The sequence below is a fragment of the Methanohalophilus mahii DSM 5219 genome (assembly GCF_000025865.1).
In the GTDB taxonomy this organism is placed as follows: Archaea; Halobacteriota; Methanosarcinia; order Methanosarcinales; family Methanosarcinaceae; genus Methanohalophilus; species Methanohalophilus mahii.
Map to the genome: position 1 here is coordinate 1,539,177 of NC_014002.1, position 22,472 is coordinate 1,561,648.

The 22,472-nt window shown below is 40.5% G+C and carries 20 protein-coding genes and 3 tRNA genes; 18 read left to right on the top strand and 5 right to left on the bottom strand.

Features of this window, described 5'->3' with window-relative positions:
* Position 1: 1 nt before the first annotated feature.
* The 17 genes from MMAH_RS07675 to MMAH_RS07755 all read left to right on the top strand — a co-directional run bounded on the left by MMAH_RS07675 (position 2) and on the right by MMAH_RS07755 (position 13,819).
* Positions 2-406: a 30S ribosomal protein S9 gene (locus MMAH_RS07675; protein WP_013037982.1), complete on the top strand. Its 405-nt coding sequence runs from the start codon at positions 2-4 to the stop codon at positions 404-406.
* Between the two features lie 8 nt (positions 407-414).
* Positions 415-603, top strand: coding sequence for a DNA-directed RNA polymerase subunit N (locus tag MMAH_RS07680; RefSeq protein ID WP_013037983.1), 189 nt, complete (start codon positions 415-417; stop codon positions 601-603).
* Positions 604-678 (top strand) — tRNA-Pro (locus MMAH_RS07685).
* Positions 679-844: 166 nt separating this feature from the next.
* Positions 845-1,027 carry a DNA-directed RNA polymerase subunit K gene (locus MMAH_RS07690; protein ID WP_013037984.1) on the top strand — a complete coding sequence of 61 codons (183 nt, stop codon included), beginning with the start codon at positions 845-847 and terminating at the stop codon, positions 1,025-1,027.
* Positions 1,028-1,037: 10 nt separating this feature from the next.
* The gene (rpsB, locus tag MMAH_RS07695) at positions 1,038-1,766 is read left to right on the top strand and encodes a 30S ribosomal protein S2 (RefSeq protein ID WP_013037985.1); all 729 of its coding nucleotides are present in this window, start codon (positions 1,038-1,040) and stop codon (positions 1,764-1,766) included.
* A gap of 79 nt (positions 1,767-1,845) precedes the next feature.
* Complete coding sequence (locus tag MMAH_RS07700) at positions 1,846-2,649, top strand: MEMO1 family protein (protein WP_048902174.1); 804 nt, start codon at positions 1,846-1,848, stop codon at positions 2,647-2,649.
* Positions 2,650-2,674: 25 nt separating this feature from the next.
* Positions 2,675-3,592 (top strand): mevalonate kinase, encoded by a 918-nt coding sequence (locus tag MMAH_RS07705; RefSeq protein WP_013037987.1) that lies wholly within the window; start codon positions 2,675-2,677, stop codon positions 3,590-3,592.
* Positions 3,585-4,364 (top strand): isopentenyl phosphate kinase, encoded by a 780-nt coding sequence (locus tag MMAH_RS07710; protein WP_013037988.1) that lies wholly within the window; start codon positions 3,585-3,587, stop codon positions 4,362-4,364. Before MMAH_RS07705 ends, MMAH_RS07710 begins: the two co-directional genes overlap by 8 nt.
* A gap of 9 nt (positions 4,365-4,373) precedes the next feature.
* On the top strand, positions 4,374-5,471 hold the full coding sequence (fni, locus tag MMAH_RS07715; protein ID WP_157198718.1) for a type 2 isopentenyl-diphosphate Delta-isomerase: 1,098 nt from the start codon (positions 4,374-4,376) through the stop codon (positions 5,469-5,471).
* A gap of 61 nt (positions 5,472-5,532) precedes the next feature.
* A complete protein-coding gene (locus MMAH_RS07720; RefSeq protein ID WP_013037990.1) occupies positions 5,533-6,876 on the top strand; it encodes an RNase J family beta-CASP ribonuclease in 1,344 nt (447 codons plus the stop codon).
* A gap of 27 nt (positions 6,877-6,903) precedes the next feature.
* The gene (locus MMAH_RS07725; protein WP_013037991.1) at positions 6,904-7,869 is read left to right on the top strand and encodes a polyprenyl synthetase family protein; all 966 of its coding nucleotides are present in this window, start codon (positions 6,904-6,906) and stop codon (positions 7,867-7,869) included.
* Between the two features lie 82 nt (positions 7,870-7,951).
* Positions 7,952-9,598 (top strand): type II/IV secretion system ATPase subunit, encoded by a 1,647-nt coding sequence (locus MMAH_RS07730; RefSeq protein WP_013037992.1) that lies wholly within the window; start codon positions 7,952-7,954, stop codon positions 9,596-9,598.
* Between the two features lie 6 nt (positions 9,599-9,604).
* Positions 9,605-11,530: a type II secretion system F family protein gene (locus tag MMAH_RS07735; RefSeq protein ID WP_013037993.1), complete on the top strand. Its 1,926-nt coding sequence runs from the start codon at positions 9,605-9,607 to the stop codon at positions 11,528-11,530.
* Between the two features lie 37 nt (positions 11,531-11,567).
* Positions 11,568-12,467, top strand: coding sequence for a DUF7289 family protein (locus MMAH_RS07740; protein ID WP_013037994.1), 900 nt, complete (start codon positions 11,568-11,570; stop codon positions 12,465-12,467).
* A gap of 57 nt (positions 12,468-12,524) precedes the next feature.
* Positions 12,525-13,553: an AmmeMemoRadiSam system radical SAM enzyme gene (amrS, locus tag MMAH_RS07745; RefSeq protein ID WP_013037995.1), complete on the top strand. Its 1,029-nt coding sequence runs from the start codon at positions 12,525-12,527 to the stop codon at positions 13,551-13,553.
* Positions 13,554-13,648: 95 nt separating this feature from the next.
* Positions 13,649-13,721: transfer RNA gene (locus tag MMAH_RS07750), tRNA-Asn, on the top strand.
* Positions 13,722-13,741: 20 nt separating this feature from the next.
* A tRNA-Ile gene (locus tag MMAH_RS07755) sits at positions 13,742-13,819 on the top strand.
* Positions 13,820-14,374: 555 nt separating this feature from the next.
* On the opposite strand, the gene MMAH_RS10705 is transcribed toward MMAH_RS07755, so the two are convergent.
* A complete protein-coding gene (locus tag MMAH_RS10705; protein ID WP_245526215.1) occupies positions 14,375-17,692 on the bottom strand; it encodes a PAS domain S-box protein in 3,318 nt (1,105 codons plus the stop codon).
* A gap of 685 nt (positions 17,693-18,377) precedes the next feature.
* Here MMAH_RS10705 and MMAH_RS07765 point away from each other — a divergent pair.
* Positions 18,378-18,800, top strand: a complete 423-nt coding sequence (locus tag MMAH_RS07765; RefSeq protein ID WP_013037997.1) for a phosphate-starvation-inducible PsiE family protein — start codon at positions 18,378-18,380, stop codon at positions 18,798-18,800.
* Between the two features lie 185 nt (positions 18,801-18,985).
* Here MMAH_RS07765 and MMAH_RS07770 read toward each other — a convergent pair whose 3' ends face one another.
* The 4 genes from MMAH_RS07770 to MMAH_RS10780 form a co-directional block, all read right to left on the bottom strand.
* Positions 18,986-20,386: a hypothetical protein gene (locus tag MMAH_RS07770; RefSeq protein WP_013037998.1), complete on the bottom strand. Its 1,401-nt coding sequence runs from the start codon at positions 20,384-20,386 to the stop codon at positions 18,986-18,988.
* A gap of 555 nt (positions 20,387-20,941) precedes the next feature.
* Positions 20,942-21,220, bottom strand: coding sequence for a carboxymuconolactone decarboxylase family protein (locus MMAH_RS07775; protein ID WP_013037999.1), 279 nt, complete (start codon positions 21,218-21,220; stop codon positions 20,942-20,944).
* Positions 21,217-21,561, bottom strand: a complete 345-nt coding sequence (locus MMAH_RS07780) for a winged helix-turn-helix domain-containing protein (protein WP_013038000.1) — start codon at positions 21,559-21,561, stop codon at positions 21,217-21,219. Before MMAH_RS07780 ends, MMAH_RS07775 begins: the two co-directional genes overlap by 4 nt.
* A 633-nt stretch (positions 21,562-22,194) precedes the next feature.
* The gene (locus tag MMAH_RS10780; protein ID WP_013038001.1) at positions 22,195-22,317 is read right to left on the bottom strand and encodes a hypothetical protein; all 123 of its coding nucleotides are present in this window, start codon (positions 22,315-22,317) and stop codon (positions 22,195-22,197) included.
* Positions 22,318-22,472 lie beyond the last annotated feature (155 nt).

The following is a 22,472-nucleotide window of genomic DNA, read 5'->3' on the forward strand; positions in this document are numbered from 1 at the left end:
AATGACCAACAAAGTTTGTAATACTTCAGGGAAGAAGAAAACAGCCATTGCTCGCGCAACTGTTCGTAAGGGCGTTGGCAAAACCCGTATTAACAAGAAACCTCTGGAAGTTTTGGAGCCAGAGTTTGTAAAACTTAAAATAATGGAACCCCTCATGCTTGCTGAAGATGCCGTATCAGGAATTGATATCGATGTAACAGTAAATGGAGGCGGAATCATTGGCCAGGCAAATGCAGTGCGTACCGCTATTGCAAGGGGTATTGTAGAGTGGACAAATGACACCGCTCTTCGTGATGCATACATGGCATATGACCGCAGTCTTCTGGTAAACGACTTCAGGCAGAAAGAATCCAAGAAATTTGGTGGACCTGGTGCTCGTGCCAGATACCAGAAATCTTACAGGTGAAAGTATAAATGTTACCAGTTCGCTGTTTCACATGTGGCAAGGTAATTGCAAATAGCTGGGAAGATTACAAAAGGCGGGTTGATCAAGGAGAAGCACCTGCTGCAGTACTTGATGATCTGGGTATCAGCCGGTACTGTTGCAGACGCATGATCCTTGCACATGTTGAGCTTATCGATGTAGTTGCACCATACCAGTAAGGGACCGTAGGGTAGGCTGGACCATCCTTCGGCGTTCGGGACGCCGGTACCTGAGTTCGAATCTCAGCGGTCCCATCCTTTTATACTAAAGGAATTGGTAAGTGTATGAATAGTTAGCAAACCACATTCGGAGGGACTCCGAATATCCCTATATTTCCGATTAATATTGATAAATGGACTTTTCTAGATCCAGTAAATCCCACGTCATCCATCCTATTGTAACTTCTGCCAGGGTGATTAATTGAGCAATGAGAAATTTACAAAGTATGAACGTGCGAGGATCATTGGAGCCAGATCCCTACAGATTGCAATGGAAGCTCCTGTGCTGATTGATATCGACAGCAATGATTCCTTACAAATCGCTAAGGTTGAATTTGAAAAGGGTGTCATCCCTATTACAGTAAAAAGAGATATTTCATCATGAGGTGAATTTTATGGAAGAAGATCAGGTTATTGAAGAAACATTAGATGAACAGATTGAACAAAAGGTGGAGGAGGCCCCTGTAGAAGCAGAGACTCCAACTGTCGAAACTACAAAAGAGGAAACAACACAAGCAGATGATCCGGAAGGTCCGGCACCGGATTCAACTTCCCTTGTTCCGATAGACGAGTATCTTGCATCCGGAGTACACATCGGTACCCAGCAGAAGACACAGGATATGATGAAATTCGTATATCGTGTGCGTACAGATGGTCTTTATGTCCTGGATATTCAGGCTACAGACAGCAGAATAAGACAGGTATCCCATTTCCTCTCAAAATATGATCCTGCAAAAATCCTGGTCGTATCCGCAAGGCAGTACGGTCAGTTCCCTGCCAAAATGTTCTCCAAAGCAATCGGGGCAAAGTCAATGGTAGGACGTTTCATCCCGGGTACCCTAACCAATCCTTCAATTGAAGGATTCTTCGAGCCCGATGCAATAATGGTAACAGACCCTGCCGGGGATGCCCAGGTAATCAAAGAAGCTGTCAACATCGGAATTCCCGTTATAGGACTTTGTGATACCAATAACATGATATCAAATGTTGATCTGGTAATTCCGACAAACAATAAGGGACGTAAAGCACTTTCCCTCATATACTGGCTTCTTGCAAGGGAAATCTCAAAAGAAAAGGGCATTCCATTCAATTATACCATGGAAGATTTCGAAGCAGGCCTGTAAGTCTCCCGGTTAATTCCGGGACTTACTTCCCCCACCCATATTACTTATATAATTATTCCCTCCTATCAATAAGAGGGGTATTATTATGAGACAGCCAACAGTAGCAGGCCAGTTCTATCCTCTGGGTATCAAACCCCTTAAGAAAGAGCTGGGCCATTGTTTCAGGGATTTGGAATTGAGCAGCGAAGATGCATATGGTATAGTTGTTCCTCATGCAGGTTACATGTTTTCAGGCCCGGTGGCGGCTTATGCCTATTCTAAGTTGCCAAAGGCAGATACCTATGTGATATTCGGTCCCAATCATACGGGATATGGCTCTGCAGTGGCACTATCAACTCAAGCCTGGTCCACTCCACTGGGAGATGTGGAAGCCGATGAGAAAATGGGAGAAATGCTTGCTGGATCAATAATCGATATGGATGAAATTGCTCATATGTATGAGCATTCAATCGAGGTCCAGTTGCCTTTCCTGCAATATCGTTTCGGTGATTCATTCAAAATTCTTCCAATCTGCATGGGTTTGCAGGATATAGATACTGCCCGGGAAGTCGGTTTGGAAGTTGCAAAAGCTGCGGAGAAAACCGGTAAGAAAGTGGTGTTTATCGCATCAAGTGATTTTACCCATTACCAGCCACATGAGACCGCAAAAGAGACGGACATGTATCTGATAGATGCCCTGCTAAATATGGATGTAGAGGAATTTGACCGCAGACGAGAGGAACGTTCCGCAACTGCATGTGGATATGGGCCCATTATAGCGATGTATACTGCAGCAGAATATATGGGAGCAAACACTGCAGAATTACTAAAATATGCTACAAGCGGAGATATGACCGGTGATTATTCAGCAGTTGTTGGATATGCAGCCATACTCGTGAAATGATCCAATAAAGGGAAAAAGAGTTCGTATGATAACCTGTTCAGCACCGGCAAAGGTGTACCTTTTTGGGGAACACGCCGTGGTTTATAATGAGTCGGCTATTTGCTGTGCTATAAGTATTCGTACCAGGGTGAATATTGAATATTCTGAAAATATTGTGATCAATTCATCCCTTGGAACTACAGGTATTGATTATGAAATCCACCCTTACGTATCTGCCGTTGTGGAAAAAATAAGAAAAAAATCGCCATATAGAGGAGTTTCAATATCCATTGAATCGGATATCCCTGTGGGCTCGGGGCTTGGCTCCTCTGCGGCGGTTGTTGTGGCAACTATTTGTGCTTTTAATAACTTGTTAAAACTTGGAATGGATAAGGAATCCATAGCATCTCTTGGGCATTCAATCGAAAAAGAAATACAGGGATCTGCAAGTGCTGCGGACACCTATGTTTCTACAATGGGAGGGACTATTTCAATACCTATGCGGCAACATTTGAAAAATCCCCGATGTAATCTGGTAATAGGTAACACCAATGTATTTTCCTCCACAGGCCAACTTGTAGCGAAAGTCGCATCTCTTAAAACTATATATCCGGAAGTAATCACCCCCATTCTCTCTACTATAGGAAAAGCGTCTTTGAGAGGAGAAAGCCTTCTGGAAAATGAGGATTACAGGGCACTTGGAGAACTTATGGATGTAAATCAAGGTTTGCTTGAAGCAATTGGTGTGAGTTGTAATGAACTTTCCAGACTGATCCACTCAAGCAGAGCTGCCGGTGCACTTGGTGCCAAGATTACTGGAGCAGGAGGCGGTGGATGTATGGTTGCCCTTGTGGGTAACGAGAATATTGATGCCATATCCAGGGCGATCAAAAATGCCGGTGGAGTACCAATTGTAACAGGAGTTACTGATTCAGGTGTAAGGGTGGATTTTGATAATGAATGAGAAAAACAGCGATATTACCATATTGAAGATCGGCGGCAGTGTCATTACAGATAAGAGCAGTAATGAAGGAATAGTCAGAGAAAAAGCTATAATTCGAATTGCCCGTGAAATTTCATTCTTTGAAGGACCCCTGATTATCGTACATGGCGCTGGTTCATTCGGCCATCCCCAGGCAAAACGTTACTCTCTTGCATACAAATTTTCAGCGGAAGGCTCCGGGGTCACCCATCGATCGGTCGCCTCATTAAATGAATTGTTCGTAAATGCCCTTGCACAAAGGAATGTTAATGCAGTAGGAATACATCCAATGGGATGTTTGGTAGCAAAAGAAGGGCGCATATCCAAATCATTCCTCCTTGCAATTCAAATGATGCTTGAAAAAGGAATTACACCGGTACTACATGGCGATGTTGTAATGGACACGGTAAAAGGTTCTTCAGTAATCTCCGGGGACCAGATAGTTCCTTATCTTGCTTCAAAACTCAATGCATACAGGATAGGCGTGGGGAGTGCAGAAGATGGTGTACTTGATGAACATGGTCATCCCATTCCACTAATTACTCCGGATAATTTTGAAATTGCCAGTATGCACATAGGAGGATCGGAAAATACCGATGTAACCGGTGGAATGCTGGGCAAGGTAAAAGAGATGCTTGATATGTCCCGGCAAACAAAAGTACCTTCTTATATCTTCAATGCCAATGCCGGCGGTAATGTAATGAGTTTTCTGAGAGGGGAAATGATAGGTACTGCAATTAAAGACAAGGCTTGAATAATTGGGATTTTTATGAGTACTTCCAGCAGAAAACTAGAACATATGCAACTTTGTGCCCAGCAACAGGTTGAATCCAGAAAAGCCGGACCAGGATTTAAGGACGTGACACTTGTTCATCGTGCACTTCCAGAAATGGACATGGATTCAGTAGACATTTCCACGAGTTTTCTGGGGAAAAAACTGGATGCACCTTTCATGATAGCCTCTATTACAGGTGGTCACCCCGATACGACACCGATAAACGCGGCACTTGCAGAAGCTGCCGAAGAAACCGGTATTGGGATCGGTTTAGGAAGCCAGAGAGCTGCTATAGAAGACCCGGTTCAGGAAGAATCATTCAGTGTGGTAAGGGACAGGGCCCCTAATGCTTTTGTATATGGTAATATCGGAGCAGCTCAGGTAAAGGAATACGGCATAGAAGGTGCGGAAAAACTTGTTGAAATGCTCGACGCTGATGCTCTTGCTGTACACCTGAATTTTCTTCAGGAAGCAATTCAACCCGAGGGAGACAGGGATGCCACTGGTTGTATTGACGCAATAGAAGAAATCTGTTCAATCAATGTACCAGTCATAGTAAAAGAAACCGGTGCAGGTATTTCCAGAGAAGATGCCCTGCTTTTGAAAGAAGCAGGAGTAGCAGCTATAGACGTGGGTGGCGCCGGCGGGACCAGCTGGGCCGGTGTGGAAGTTTATCGTGCAAAACAAAGAGGAGATCGTATTTCCGGCCATCTAGGGGAACTTTTCTGGGATTTCGGGATTCCGACTATCCCCTCCCTGATAGAATGTCGTGTGTCCCTTCCCCTCATAGCTACAGGTGGTGTACGCACCGGACTTGACATTGCCAAATCCCTGGCACTTGGAGCAAATATGGCCAGTGCAGCCCTGCCTTTTGTAGGCCCAGCCCTTAAAGAAGGAGATTCTGTAAAACAACGTCTTGAATTAATGTTTGAGGAACTGAAAGTTGCAATGTTCCTCTGTGGCTGCCCTGATATTGAAAGCCTGCGGACCTCGTCGTCTGTGGTACTACAGGGTGAGACCCTCCAATACCTGGACCAGCGCGGTTTTGATATCCGGGATATTGAATTACGTTCTAACTTACTTTAAGATTATTACAAAATTGGGATCATTTAACTCAGAAATTGAAAATCATTAAAGAGGACTATATATGACAGAACTAGGTATTGTTGCAGTAGGCGGTTACAATGAAATGGGCCGTAACATGACTGCCATAAGAGTTGATGACAAGATCATCATAATTGACATGGGACTACGTCTTGACAGGGTGCAAATCCATGAGGATGTAGAAATCGATAAAATGCACTCTCTTGAATTAATTGAGATGGGTGCTATCCCTGACGACACAATAATGAAAGAGATTGACGGGAATGTATGTGCAATTGTTTGTACACACGGCCACCTTGATCACATCGGTGCGATCTCTAAACTGGCACACAGATATGCGGCTCCAATAATCGGAACGCCGTACACCTCTGCCCTGATACAACATCAGATCGATTCAGAACGCAAATTTGGTGTGAAAAACAGGATAATATCCGTAAAGGCCGGTGGCACATATCAGGTTAGTGATGATGTCTCAATCGAAATGATAAGGACACAGCACAGTATAATCGATGCGGTATTTGTTGCAATCCATACCCCCAGAGGTGCCATTTTGTATGCATGCGATTTTAAACTCGATCGTACACCTACCCTCGGAGAACCTCCGGCATTTGACAGGTTAAGGGAACTTGGCAAGGAAGGGGTTGTGGCCATGATTGCTGAAAGTACAAATGCGACACGTGCAGGTAAAACCCCTTCCGAAAGAATAGCCCATGATATGGTTCGTGATGTATTACTTGGAACTGAAGAATCCGATGTGGGCATGATAATAACAACTTTCGCATCCCATATTGCCCGTCTGAATTCCATAATGCAGTTTGCGACAGAAATGAAGAGGACCCCGATCCTGCTTGGACGCTCTATGGACAGGTATGTCAATACCGCCCGTGAACTGGGATACATCGAACTTCCGAAGAAAACAGAAATATACGGTAACCGGAAAGATATTGACAAGGCATTCAGGAAAATTATGGATAAAGGTAAGGACAAATACCTCCCAATCGTTACAGGACACCAGGGTGAGCCAGGGGCAATTCTTTCCCGGGTTGCCAATGGCGATACTGCCTACAAAATAGAATCCGGAGATAAGGTCATTTTCTCAGCAAACACAATACCTACCCCGATGACACAGGCTAACAGGTATGCTCTTGAGACAAAACTCAAAATGAAAGGAGCACGTCTGTATGACAATGTCCATGTTTCCGGACATGCATATCGTGAAGACCACTGGGAATTAATCAGACTCGTAAATCCTGAAAATGTAATTCCTGCACACGGCCACATCGATATGCACAGTGCCTATATTGAAATGGCTGAAGATGCAGGTTATGAACTCGGTCACACCCTTCATCTCTTGAGAAACGGAGAAGAATTATATCTTGAAGATTAACCTGCAATCATAATTGGTTGGGATAATATGGATTTAATTGATGAATTAAAAAAACGCAGTACACTGGTCGATGAATCTATACAGGAATTCCTGCCCATCGACCACCCGGAGGAATTGTACCGTGCAACACGGTACCTTCCGGATGCTGGAGGGAAAAGACTTCGTCCGGCAGTCCTCATGCTTTCCGCTGAAGCAGTGGGTGGGGATTCTGATTCCGTTCTTCCTGCTGCTGTTGCCCTTGAACTTATCCATAACTTCACACTTATACACGATGATATTATGGACAGGGACGATATTCGCCGCGGAATGCCGGCACTTCATGTAAAATGGGGTACTGCAGGAGCAATTCTGGCCGGTGATACCCTTTATTCCCGTGCCTTTGAGATCATTTCAAAAATGGATGCCGATCCACAAAAATTACTCAAGTGCGTGGCCTTATTGTCCCGTACCTGTACCAAAATCTGCGAAGGGCAGTGGCTGGATGTTGATTTTGAAAAAAGGGATATTGTGGATGTGGATGAATATCTGGAAATGATAGAAAACAAAACATCTGTGCTTTATGGGGCTGCTGCCAAGGTGGGTGCCATCCTTGGAGGGGCATCCGATGAAGTTGCTGATGCAATGTATGAATTCGGCCGTCTTACAGGTATAAGTTTTCAGATACATGATGATGTGATCGACCTGGTTACTCCGGAGGAAATTCTGGGCAAATCAAGAGGTAGTGACCTGAAAGAAGGTAAAAAGACGCTTATTGCACTTCATGCCCTGAATAATGGCGTTGAACTGGAATGCTTTGGCAAAGCTGATGCGACCCAGGATGAGATCAACAATGCAGTCGCAAAACTGGAAGAATCAGGAACGCTTGCCTATGTCAGGGAAATGGCTGATAACTATCTTGAAGATGGTAAAAGCAAACTTGACTTGCTGGAAGATTCCCCGGCAAAAGAAACATTGATTGAAATTGCCGATTATATGGTCAGTAGAGAATACTGACCACCTTTTTTGTGAAAAATACATATATATTATTCTCCCCATATTAACTTGAGTTATACTTTATTCTTTCAAGGAGAATGGTATGAAAGATTTGGCGCATAGTATAGAAGATTATAATCAGGCATGCCTATATAACAGGTCTTTTCTTGATAAATTACAGTTTTGGAAAAAGGACCCTGAATCAATACCTGCTTATAAGCCTGAAATCCATGGTGATCTGGTATATTTTGAGATTCCAGAAGGATATGAGGAAATTGAACGCTATTGGGTCGATGAACCCTATGTATTCGTAAGCATTCTCAAAAGACTGGGTATATGCCGTTATGTGGTTGTGGAACCTTCGCTTTCTGTATATGAAAAGGAAATTCTGGAGCGCACCTATAGCGATCTGAAAGACGTCCTCACAATCGATGAAACAACGTATGCCGATTATGACAGAGAGATTATCCTTGTTTCAAAGGCACTTTCTCTTTTCAAACGTTACCATATTCCGCTGGAAATCGCTTCTAAGTACAAGATTCTCTATTATTTGAGGCGTAATTTTCTGGGATTTGGAAAAGTCAACCCTCTTATGATGGATTCTGATATCGAAGATATTTCATGTGATGGGATAGATATTCCCATATATCTTTATCACCGTAGATATCTGAATATCGAGACAAATATTTCATATACAGAGGACAAACTTAACTCTTTTGTGATCACTCTCTGCCAGAGATCAGGGAAACACATCTCAGTGAGTGAACCCCTTGTTGATGCTACTCTTAATGACGGATCCAGACTGCAGGCTACCCTGGGAAAGGAAATTACTACCAGGGGTAGTTCTTTTAATGTACGTAAGTTCAGGGGGGACCCGATTACTCCTGTAGACCTTATCAATTTCGGAACCTGTAATCTGGAAATAATGGTATATTTCTGGCTGGCAATTGAAAACGGTTTCAGTGCCATTTTTGCAGGAGGAACGGCGTCGGGTAAAACCACAATGCTCAACGCGATCTCATTGTTCATACCGCCGCTTTCCAAAATTGTGTCCATCGAGGATACCAGAGAAATCATGATGCATCATGACAACTGGATAGCAGGTGTCAGCAGGGATTCTATAAGCAGAAGTGGAGCGGGAGAAGTTTCAATGTATGATCTTCTCAAATCTTCCCTTCGTCAGAGACCAGAATACCTGATTGTAGGAGAAGTCAGAGGCAAGGAAGCCCTTACGCTTTTCCAGGCCCTTTCAACGGGACATACAACCTATTCAACTATGCATGCAGGTGATGTGCAGACGGTGGTTAACAGACTTGAAAATGAACCTATCAATGTACCGCATGTAATGCTCCAGTCCCTTGACATCCTCTGTATACAAAGACAGGTATACCTGGATGATAAAAGAGTACGCAGACTGGACAACCTGGTCGAATTTACAGGAATTGATCCCAAGAGTGGGGATATAAGAATCAATGAATTATACCAGTGGGATTCTACCAAAGATGAATTTTACAACAATGGCCAATCCAATGTATTAAAACTCATCGTGCAGAAAAAAGGTTGGTCTCCCAAAAAATTGCGAGAAGAAACGCAGAATCGTCATATGATCCTTGAATATCTTCTGGATCATGATATCAGAGACTACATAAGTATTTCACTACTGGTGAAAACCTATGCTACATCTCCTGAAATCGTGCTGGATGCAATTGAAAATGATGCCCTTTTAGACCTGCTGCAGCAGGAAAGGTGATTCTTGATGATGCCTTTTCAGGATATTGCATACAGGTTATTCGGCAAACATGCATACCAAAAAAAGGATGAGTATCCGAAATTATATCATTCCCTGAAAAGTGCACGTTTTCCTATTCCTGCAGATCAGTATATCTCAACAGGATATTTCTATTCACTAATTTCTTTTTTTATCACGGGTATTATATTTTATTTTATTGCATCGCGCCTTTTCAAGATTCTTGATATATCCATCATCGATGATATGCGCATAATTGCTATTCTATCATCCCTGATCATAGCCCTGTTATTTTCCACAATTCTGTTTAATATCCAGATGAAACTCCCGCTCCTCTGGGCAAGCACTCGCAAGGCTTACCTTGACCAATCATTAACCCATGCTGTGGCATACCTGTATGCATTGAGCAAAGGCGGAGGAATGAGCCTTTTTGATATATTTAAATCTTTGAGCCAGCAGAGGCATATTTATGGAGTCGCTGCAGATGAATTCGGATACATAATCAGGGATATGGAATACTTTGGCTATGACATGCTCACAGCACTGAAAAATGCAAATGACAATTCTCCCTCTGAAAAATATAAGAATTTCCTGGATGGCATGCTTTCAATTGTATCCAGTGGTGGGGATGTTACCTCATACCTCAAAAATAAAAGTGAAGAATATCGTTTTCTTGCAAGCAGAGAACAAAAGACCTTCCTTGAAACACTAGCAATACTTGCAGAAGTTTATATTACAGTATTTGTAGTGGGCCCTATTTTTCTCATAACGATACTTATCGTATTGGGCTTTATGGGATCGAACTCATTAGACGTACTGTACACTTTAGTTTACGTCCTCATACCGATAGGCACAGTTTTATTCATAGTTTTCTTATCCACAATATCGGATAATCTGGAAGGAAAAAGTATTCAAACTTCACAGCAAATTCTCAATGAATTCGACAATGTAAGAGTTAATGAATATTCAACTTTCGATGAAAAGATGTTGAAGAAAATTTCCTGGTACTACAGGATAAATAATATTATTGACAAGGTTACCAATCCTATTAAGTGGTTGACCAGTAAACCTCATTATTCTCTTATATTAAGTATTCCTGCAGGCCTTATTTGCATTTTATATGGTATCCGGGAAAACCTGACCGTATTGTCGTCACTCGATTTTTCAAGCATCAGTTTAAGTTACATCAATGTAGAAGCAGCGGCTGCGATCGATGATTACATTGTTTTTTCATTTTTCATCATAAGTATCCCTTTTATTGTATTTTATGAAATAAAGAGAAGATGGGTTTCAAAAGTTGAAAGTGAAATGCCTGAGTTCTTAAAAAAACTTGCAAGTATCAATGAAGCAGGAATTCGCCTCTCCAGCGCAATAACCCTGGTTTCACGTTCAAAAATCGGAGTCTTGAATATAGAAATTAAAAAAATGGCCTCCCATCTTTCCTGGGGTGGCAATCTTGAGGAAGTTCTCAAAAAATTTGAATACAGGGTCAGGACTGAATTTAACAGTCGAATTATTACTTTTATCATAAAAGCCAGCGAATCAACAAGCGATGTTATCAGTGTACTCAATATAGCTGCATCAGAAGCCGAGATGCAGAGTCAGCTTAAAAGGGAACGTTCAGCTGAAATGACAGTATATGTATTCATAGTTTATGTGGCATTTCTGGTGTTTCTTTTCATCGTTTATGTGCTTGCTGCCTACTTCCTTCCGGCAGTACCCTCTTCTGCAGCAGATGCAGTGGCAGGCATGCCACTGAATATTCAATTTGACATGGAAGCTTATATATTGCTGTTCTTCCATGCATCCCTTATACAGGGCGTGTGTTCCGGGCTGGTTGCCGGGAAGATGGGATCAGGCAGTGTCTTGGCGGGCGTGAAACATTCACTGTTCCTGGTATTGATAGCTTATATCACATTTACGCAATTCATCTGAAAACAGGGTTACATATAATCAGGAGTAATGAAACTATATGAATTCAGTAAAACAGTTTTTCAAATCCGAATCTGCAGTATCAACAGTAGTTTCATTTGTCCTTTTGTTGGGCCTTTTTGTGACAGTCCTGGCTGTTTTTAACGTTCATTACATACCAGAATGGAAAGCAGATGCTGAAAAAGCCCATATGGATGATGTCTATGATGATATGTCCCAGTTAAAGGCCAGGGCTGATATGCTTTCCCTTGCCAGTCGCCTTTCCAGTTCCCTTAATGAAGATATCACTGTTTCTTTGAGTATACCCATCAAGATGGGAGGAGGAGATATCCCCATAGTGGGCCCCACCAAATCAAGTGGTGTACTTTCGGTGAATGATAGTATTTACAAGGTAGATATTACGGGAACAAATTCTACAGACTCTTCCATACCACTTGGCTCATATGATCTTGGTACCATTAGTTATACTTCAAATAATGGTTATTACATTGACCAAACCTTTACCTATGAAAACGGTGCAGTGATCCTTTCGCAAAGAGACAAATCCCTTATGAAACTGGACCCGTCCATTTCAATAAAAAACCAATCTGGAAACCTATTAGTTGATTTAACTTTAATGGAAATTGCCGGGGATAGGGTAGTGATTACCAGCAACGGTCTCGAAGAGATAAAACTTACAAGTAATGATTGGGTAGAAGAGTTTACTCCAACTAAAAATGAATCACTTACCAACCTTACAATTTCTATGAATACCAGTTATCCTTCAGCATGGGCGAAATATCTCAATAACTCTGCTGAAGATGCAGATCTTGTTCATTCCGTTGATTACAATATTGATGAAAGAGACGATTATGTAGTCTTTAATCTGAATTCATCAGATGGAAATATCGATTTTTATCTTAACAAGGCAACAGTGGATGCAAAGGTTGGAACATTCTAATCTATTGTCAGATAGTTTTTTATCATTCAAAGTACCCATTTAAACGGGGGTATAAGTTTGTTAAAAGAAGCTATGTTCTATGAGCAACTTGAGGATAAAAAGGTACGTTGCAATTTATGTAATCACAGGTGTCATATAGCAGAAGGTAAAACCGGAATTTGCAGGGTGCGACAGAATAAGGAAGGAAAACTATATAGCCTGATCTATAATACGATTTCAAGTGAAGCCGTTGATCCGATCGAAAAGAAACCCTTATTCCATTTTTATCCGGGCACTTACTCATATTCACTCGGAACCATCGGATGTAATTTCCGCTGTAAATATTGCCAGAACTGGACCATCTCGCAGGTCAACCTGGATGAAGCGCAATCGGTGGAAATCACCCCTGAGCAGGCAATCGATCGAGCTCTTGCAGCAGGTTGCAAGAGTATTGCCTGGACCTATAATGAGCCGACTATATGGTATGAATATACATATGACAGTGCAAAACTTGCTAAAGAGGCAGGTATGGCTACGGTTTATGTGACAAACGGCTATATCACACCTGAGGCATTGAAGCATATATCTCCTTATCTGGATGCTTTCAGGGTCGATATCAAGGCATTTACAGAAAAATTCTATCACGAACTCACTTCTGCACATTTGCAACCCGTTCTCGATTCAGCCAAACTGGCCCGTGAACTGGGAATGCATGTGGAAGTGGTGTATCTGGTGATTCCCACATTCAATGATTCAAGTGATGAATTGAGGGATGTTTCCAGATGGGTAGTTGAAAACCTGGGTAAAGAAACACCGGTTCATTTCACACGTTTTCATCCAAACTATAAACTCCAGAATGTTCCTCCAACGCCTCTTGAGACTCTCGACATGGCCCATGAAATAGCAACGGAAGAAGGTCTGGAATACGTATACCTGGGCAATGTTTTGTCCTCTAAATATGAGAATACATTCTGCCCTTCCTGCGGTAATATGATTATAGGCAGGGGTGTTTTTGATGTGGAAGAAAACCATCTGACAGAGGATAACAAATGTGAATACTGCGGTGCATCCATTCCTATCTCTGGTAAATACGGGGGCTACCTGTAAAATCCTCTGATGTACCCCCTTTTTGCCGGCTTCAAACAAAAAGTTTAAATCAGATTAATGCATTAGAAGCGCTCGCGACAAGTCGCATGCAAGGTGCCGCCATAACTCAGTTGGTAGAGTGTCTGGCTGTTAACCAGAATGTCACAGGTTCGAGCCCTGTTGGCGGCGCTCCTTTCATCATTTTTTATGGGCCTATAGCTTAGTCTGGTTAGAGCGCTCGGCTCATAACCGAGCGATCACCGGTTCGAATCCGGTTAGGCCCACCAAAATATTTTAGATTTTCCTAAACGTTCAAGAAGTATCCACTACAATATTTTTATGAAGTTTGACCGACAGACAGCGGTAGAGCGTATTTTTTAATTTACTGAGGGTTCTTCATACCTATCAGATAATAAAATGACCACAATGCGCGCCTATGTGTTTTTATGGATGATCTTTTGTCTGCCCAACCCAACTGTGGCAGTCTTCTTTTTGATATACTGAATATCTCTTTTTTGTGATCATTAAAATCGAAGTATCTCTTTATTTTATCTCTCCTCGTTTTTACAATTTTTTGGCTAAAAATTTGACAGCCTTTTCAGATCTTCTAACTCGGTACACAATTGTATTTTATATTGTTTTCAAACAAAAGTATCCACAAATATCTTAATGGAATTTGACAGACGAACATTATTATTCAAAAAATAAGGCTTCAATAGGTAAATTCAGGCCCAATTTACTTAATTACATCTATTTGAAGCAAAAAGAGAGAATCTCATAGAATGTTATATGAAATAGTTGATACTGTTCAATGGGGTTTGCTGACAAAAATGCAAAACTTTTTAGGTTGATGAAAGTGGAGATGTTTTCTTTAACAAGGGGTGGATACTGTCAAACTCGGGTTGTTTCAACGGAATAGTGAACATAAAGGTACTGCCTTTACCAATCTCACTTTCAACCCAAACTTCTCCGCCATGTTTCTCAACATATTTTTTGACAAGGGCAAGCCCAAGTCCTGTACCCCCGTATTTCCGGGACGTTGAAGCATCCACCTGCATGAAGGGATCAAATATTGTTTCAAACTTATCCTCAGGAATACCAATCCCCGTATCTTTAACCGCTATTTCCACCCGATCTCTATCAACTTTTCTGGCAGACATGGACACTCTGCCATTTTCATCGGTGAATTTAATAGCGTTGCTTAATAGATTGAAAATGATCTGTTTAATCTTACTTTTATCGGCATTGATTTCTATATCCACAGATTTACTTATTTCAAGGTCAATGGATTTTTTCTGTGCCTGTAGTGAAATGATGGATTCAATATCAGAAAAAACAGAATTCAGTTTGAAATCATCACAAACAAATTCCATTTTACCGGCTTCTATCTTCGAAAGATCCAGTATTTCATTAATCAGATAAAGAAGATGTTTGCCACTTTTGTTTATGTTGGCTGTATATTTTTCCTGTTTTTGAGTTAACTTCCCGAACGTTTCACCATTTAATATATCAGAAAAGCCTATTATTGAATTTAAAGGTGTACGCAGTTCATGACTCATATTTGCCAGGAATTCACTTTTGGATTTATTTGCGTATTCAGCCTGAGCTGCCAATTCGTTGGCTTTTAGAACGGTATCTTCCAACCGTTTATTGGTTCCTTTTAATACATCAAAATTCCTGCTGTTTCGCAGGGCTATGGCTGCATGTTCTCCAAAAGTTTTTGCAAGCCATGCGTCATGTATTGTGAAATCGCCGTCTTTATAGGCAAATCCCAGTACTCCTACTGTTTTACCTTCTATGTTTAATGGAGAGAAAAGAACGTTTGGCAAAACCATATGCCCCTCAGGCATGTATTTGACCCATTCACTTGCCATGAAGTCATTTTCAAAAACCACTTCTCCTGTCTCATATGCTTCATTTCGCAAACCTCTGACTGGCATAGGCAAATCGGGATCCACAGAACAAGGCATGCCTCCATCTTCCAGAAACAGGAGTTCGTTTTCTTCTCCTGTATCTGATAATAGAGCCACATAACCTGCTTTTGCACCTATGACCCGTGCACATGCATCAAATATATGCCGTGCCACCACCTCGAAATCGTCAATTTCCAGAATAGCCCGGGTAGAATTCAAAAGTTCAGTAATTTCTTTTTCTCTATGTTGGGAACGATTTAGTGCTTCAGAGAGATCTGATTCTGTGCTTTTTTGTATGGTTATATCTTTTACAAAACCAATTACCCTACCTTCGGGCAAAGCAGCAGCTGTAACCCTCCACCACTTTCTGTCTCCCTCTTTAGTCAAATATGGGATTTCAATATCAATTTTACCTTTATTTATTACATCTTCAAATTGATCAATTACATGTCTATGAATATCATGTGGCAGTAGTTCCAGTAGATTCATTCCAAGTAATTCATCTTTTGAATAACCTGTCATCTCGCAGGCAGCAGGATTGACATCTACATAATAACCATTTTCATCTGCAATGAAAATACCAGCAGGGGCCTGAGTTATATAGCTCTTGAATTTCGCTTCACTTTTTATTAATGTATTTTCAGTTTCTTTACGTTCAGTAACATCACGGGTATTGATCAGTACCCGTTTTTGACCATTTTCATCAACATAAGAAGTGGCGACAGATTCCAACCAGATATAACCTTTTTCGGGATGCAGATACCGGTATTCAGCATGGTGTTGCTCTCCGGTTTCAACAATTTCTCCAAATATGCCGGCAACAAAATCAATATCATCAGGATGCAGGTCCTTCATACAGTTTTTTCCCAGTAATTCTTTGCCCCTGCCAAGAATTCGTTGATGGGAAGGAGAGATGTATGTATAGCGACCTTCGACATCTGTTTCAAGTATAACATCATTCATATTCCGGCTCATCAGATGCAGATGGGTTTCATATTGGTCTCTCTTTTTTTCCATTTCGATCTTATAGAGAGCAAAGCCCAGATCATCTGAAACTTCTCGGAACAGGTCGTGTATTTCATCCATATCGGCATATTTTCGAGGAACTGCAACCGATAATATACCATACACCTTTGAATTATATTGCAGTCGATAACATAAAGATGCACGGTCGGAATACTTAAATGAGAGTGGACATTCAAAACAATTTCCAGCAGGATCATCCATAATCAAAATTTCGTCTTTTGCCAAGACTTGCTGCATGCATTGTGGAAATATACCTTCTTTTAATTGCCTGTCCAATCGGTCAAAACCACTGGCAAAATCGGAAAAAGAAGATGCTGTTGATATGACATTCTTCTCATCATCAACAAGTGCAATCCAGGCACTGTAGTACCCCAGTGTTTCTGTCAGGTTGCTGCAGGCTTTCTGGATAAGTCGCTCCGGATCGTGCTCCTTTACAATCATCTGGTTGATATTGCGGATTGCAAGAAGGACATTTTTGATATGTTCCTCTCGCTTCTGTGCGTTTTTTATGTCAGTTATATCCCTGCCAATACCCTCCAGTGCAATAAGATCACTGTTTCTGTCATAGACAGGGGTATTTCTTTGTTCAATCCATACAACCTGCCCGTCTTTATGGATCCAGCGAACTTGGATTGGTTTGTCTATTGGAGTTTTACCCTCAATATAATCCAAAAAACGTTGTTTGTCATCCGGATGGATTATTTTTACAGCCAGTTGTGGATCCAGATAATGTTCTTCGGGTGTGTATCCAACAAGTTTAGTTGAAGCTTTGTTTACATGTGTAAAACCGGGTGTGGGAGTAAATTCATAACGATAGATCAGGTCAGAAGAACGTTCGGCAAACTCGTAAAACTTGGCTTCGTTTTGCGACAGGACTGAAAAAAGAGTAACAAAATATCCTTTTTCAGAAGATTTAGCATTTATCTGGTACCATTTTCCCAGTGGTTCAGAATACTGAACAAAACTTATATCCTCACCTGTCAATGCCACATGTCCAAAAAGTGCGGCCCAGTCAAAATCATCCTCCACAATTTTAGGAAGCACTTCAGTAGCTGTTTTGTTGAGAATATGGTCTTTTTTCAGGCCGGTCATATCCTCAAATGCAGAATTTACATCAAGAAACTGGTAATTTACAGGTTTGTCGTTTTCATCAAGGATGATTTTATGGCGAGCATAGGCGAAAGTATATTCCTCAAAATTTGTATATGCTGGAGTCGGCATGATAATCATATCTTATGCATAGATAATTGGATGGGCAAGACATTGTAGAAAAACAGTTAGGATATGGTATGTTGGTGGTGGTACGATATGAAATCTGTTTTCAATCTTGCCCATCTATATATTATATATAGTTAATACTATATTAAGATATGTAACCGCGTGAACTATAATTAATAGTGAATATATTTAACAAATAGAAATAATTATATATTTAATATATAAACAATGAATTATTGCTTTAAAATATTAAATCCGGTTAAAATTTTCAAGACAAATGTTTTTTATGTTATCATCTATATGCAGTAATTGCAACCCGTGTAGTGGTATACGAGTATAAGTAGGACTCCAATCAAAAATTCGGTGGTGGTATGAGTGGTACAAAAAACGCGGTATTGGAGTCTTACTTGGTCTTTAACATCCCTCAAAAAATAAAACGATTTTTCTATTTCAGTTTTCTCCAATTTGCTATAAGTAACTGATTCCAATCATAATGCCTTCTGATACGTTATACAATTGAAATTATTAACTTCATCCAGTCCCTATGGATTTCTCAAATATCTTATCTCTCCTTTACAAAGCCAACTTTTCTTTCTCTTAATAATTAACATCGATATTTTTAGAGGAAACATGTTATATCCATGCCATCCCAATTACTAATAGTCTAATTTGGGCGAGTAGGAGAAACATGATTCATCATGATAAAGTGTTTGATACAGTTATACGATATGTTACTTTTTCCATCCTTTATGTACTATTAATAGCAATAATTGTGGGGTTACTAAATCTTATATATAATGTTTTATATATACTGTATGAATTTCTTGGCGGCAATTTTATCCACATAAATTTCATCGAGATAGTTGTTGGCGTTCTTACAATTTTTATCCTTATTGACCTTTTCAAGACTTTCGTTGATTATCGTGAACATAAACGAATCAGACTTGTATACATAACAGATGCTACTATTTTGATAGTTATGCGTGAAATAGCAGTGGGTGTTTATGTAAGTCGAATCGAATATGAATTTATTTTAAGTTTATCAATATTACTACTTGTATTGGGTATAATACGACTATTATCTGTAAAATATCCTACTGATAATGTATGATCTTCTATCCCTGTCATTTGCAATGAATAGACAAGTATAGAGATTTCCAATTAAATTTCTCCGAGTTTCCCACACACGTGGGGATGAAACGGTTAGGCCCACCAAAATATTATACTAATCCCAAACATCCAACGATTTTTAATTATAACATCTTTTTATGTACCCAGGAGCAGACACTTCTTATTTCAGGAAACATGCCAGTCACTGTAGACATACTCAACACCAGTATTTGATCCAACAACCCGGATTCCAATCCGATACGTCTCTCCCACAGGAACCTTCAGGTTCGAAACCTCATAAGAGACTGCTTCATCCACATCAATATCGGGGATCTGGTCGCTTGCAACCTGGTCCCAGACCATGCCCTCCTGTGTGGCTTCAAGGGCAGTGTAAATAATGACATCTTCGGCTTTTGCAGAACCAACATTCTCTACCTCGATATCAAGGTCAATGTAGGAAAAACGGGAATCGTGTCTTCCACCGCCTGCAAAGTCAACTGCAATTTCTGGATAGCCGGCAGTAATGGGAATTATCCGAGCATCGGAATTCCTATATACAGTGGGAATCCTGCCCACTTCCCAGCCTGAATTTGTTGTTTCAAGGTAGAAATATTTCACTCCCAAGTAATCATAATAACTTCCGGGAAAGTCATCGCTGCCCCTTACCCCCACAGCCATATGACCGGGCAATTCAATCAGCGACACGCCATATCCCATGTCATACAAAAGTGCCGCAAGGAGGATAGAGGAATCTTCACAATCCCCGCCTCCGTGGTACATTGTTTCAAAAGGGAACCTGGGATATTCATCATAACCTGCAGAAACACTGTCACTGACATAAGGAAGGGACTGGACAAAAAGCATGGTTATGTAAGGAATTTCCTCCCGACCGTAACCTGCCTCCTCTGCCAGATTTTCCATTTGTAATGTGATCTGTGATATGAATGCGTCATCATAAGGGTCATTTACAAAATGCACCCAGTGACGATAACGGGTTCTCTGTGAATATAATTCATAAGCTTCTGTGTCATATCTGGCCTGGAGCTGGAATTGCCTGTCGTCATACTCCCATACATAATTCCTGGTGATTGAGTCTTTTTCAATTCTGACCGTTGGTTTCCTTTCACTAGCCGGGGCAGGAAAATCTACATCCAGATATATTTCCGGTTTCAAAGTGTATGATAAGTCGATGACAAAGCTGTTATCGTATATACTGTCCAGTTTGATTGAATAGATTATGAACTGCTCTTCAGGGTCCCATACATCATAACTGCGGCCAGTAAATATCTTTTTAGTACCATATTCATAGCCATCTTTCCTCAAAGATAAGATCGAATAGCCGTCTTTTCGGTTTATATCCAGTACCTTCAAAGAATAACCATTATCAATATCAAGTATCGCAGTTTTCTTCAGGGTTGCATTGTACACTTTTACATCAGTTTCCGGTGAATCAGGTGTAGAAACATCATCAACAGAGGTTTGATCCTCTGGAATTTCAACGGTTGAGTTTGCTTCTTCTGTGCAACCCATAAAGGAAAGGGACAGAAAGACAATTACAAAAACAGAAGTCAATTTACTTTTTTGCATGACACATCCTGATTGATCTCAAAATTGAAATATACCATTGACATTGGTTTACCAAAGCCTAAGATTCAGCTTATTTCAAAAAACCATTCATACCTATGTACTATTTTTCAGACACCATATTCAACCACGCGAAGAATCGTTCTATTCTATGTGCCTCTATTCTGATATGAGCCATAATCTATTCTTGTAGGTCTGCATCTTTATCCAGGATTTTTATTCCTGATATTTATTGGAATGATCAATACCTGACTATTTTTTGAATTATAATTCTTTGCAGAGTCCCGATTTTCTAATGGTAGAATAATCAACTCTAAAGTAAATGAATGCTGCGTTACATCCATTGGGTATATCCCATGAATATACTTGATATTATGTGATTCAAGGATACATAACGTCCTTATTCTCAAATTTTTCGAGTGGAAACCAAGGTGATGTCGGATTTTTCGACCACAATTACCCTCCATTTCATACTGCCAAAAAATCCGATAAAGACATGAGGAGAACTATAATTCCCCCCTCTCCTCAGAATTGCTTTCTGCTAAAAATAGGCTTATTTTACTTTTCCTTCTGGTCAACATGTCGCAGTCCTGACCCCAGACGAACCAGTGATGCTACCAGAATTGCTTCTTCGATTTCGGAATCTTTTAAACCTGCATTGCGAGCAAAATTTTTGTGGTGGGATACACATTCATCACATCCCACAGCCACAGCACTTGCAAGAGCCAGCAGTTTTTTAGTTTTATTATCGATGGCACCATCCTGCATGATGGTATCTTTTAAGTTCGAGAAGTCCTTTTCCCAGTTCGACTTTTTGTCATCCATAGAAATAGTCATTTATGTCCTCCGCTTTTTACATTTTCCATATATGCTTCTGCCCGGGGAGAAGGAAAATACACGATAATTCCGTTTTTCTCCTCTTTCTCAACGTAAAGGGCATTTTCCAACATTCCTATATGGAACTTGGCCTCCATTTTGTTCAGCTCCATTTCATTTTGCAAATCCTCGAGACTCATGGGTGATTCAAGTAAAAGAGATAGTATTTTTCTGCGGATGTTATTCTGAAGTGTTTTTAGCCCGGTGCTGTGATCTTCAGTTGGGTTGCGGTTGAGTTTACCTTCTTTTCTGACTTTACTAAGCCATTCCTCTTTTCTTTTCTTCAGATCTTCATCAGACATAGCAATCAATCATATGCATCCATCATCAACTATATTTTTTGTGGTATTTTGCATGAAATTAGCATTCAGCTAATTTTCCCATCTTCTAGATGTCAAGCAGAGTGTATCAAGGATCAGGAATCGTGTTATTGCCAGAGTCTTCAGAGAACTTGACCTAATAGATCAGTAGGGTAGTGGTTTCCGCCTTATCCTGAAGGAAGCTGAAGAACCTGGAAGGCCTTATAACCTATCTCTTTGACAAATTCAATAATACAGGTCTGCTCGATCCAAAAGAAGACGATGGTTTTGAAATATTCCAAGACTTATTTATAAGAAATAAACACGAATCGATATACAATGAAGTAAGATATAGATTAAAGAATGCAACTATCCCTCCACAGAACTTTGATCTAACAACATATAAAATCATAGTCACCAAATGAATCAATCTGGTTCTTGATAGGAGTGGAACCAAAAAGTCATACATATTCAACTTGCTTATCCGAATGAAAAAGGATTTGATGAAATGAAATCTAAGTAAATGAGCAAAGAATCAGGGAAATACACCTAACCATCACTCCTTTTCATATTCGTGCTTTCCCTGATTCATGTGGGTTTATTCTTAAAAATATAAGTCCAAGAACTTATACCCCTTCAGTCCTTCCGCTTCTTTTCTTCTTCAAGAACAAACTTCTTTCCACAAAGGTCACATTTCCCATCCTCTGTTACATTTGGTTGTCTTGGTGCATCACCACCACAAACTCCACATTTTACCATTTCCATCACCTCCCACAAACTATATACGGCTAAAAGTTTGGGCGACAATGGATATATAATTGATCATCCTCAAAAAAAGATTATTATGTAGAAGTATATTATGAATTTGATACATCCATATAAATCTCATTGGACAATGTGTCAAGATATATATT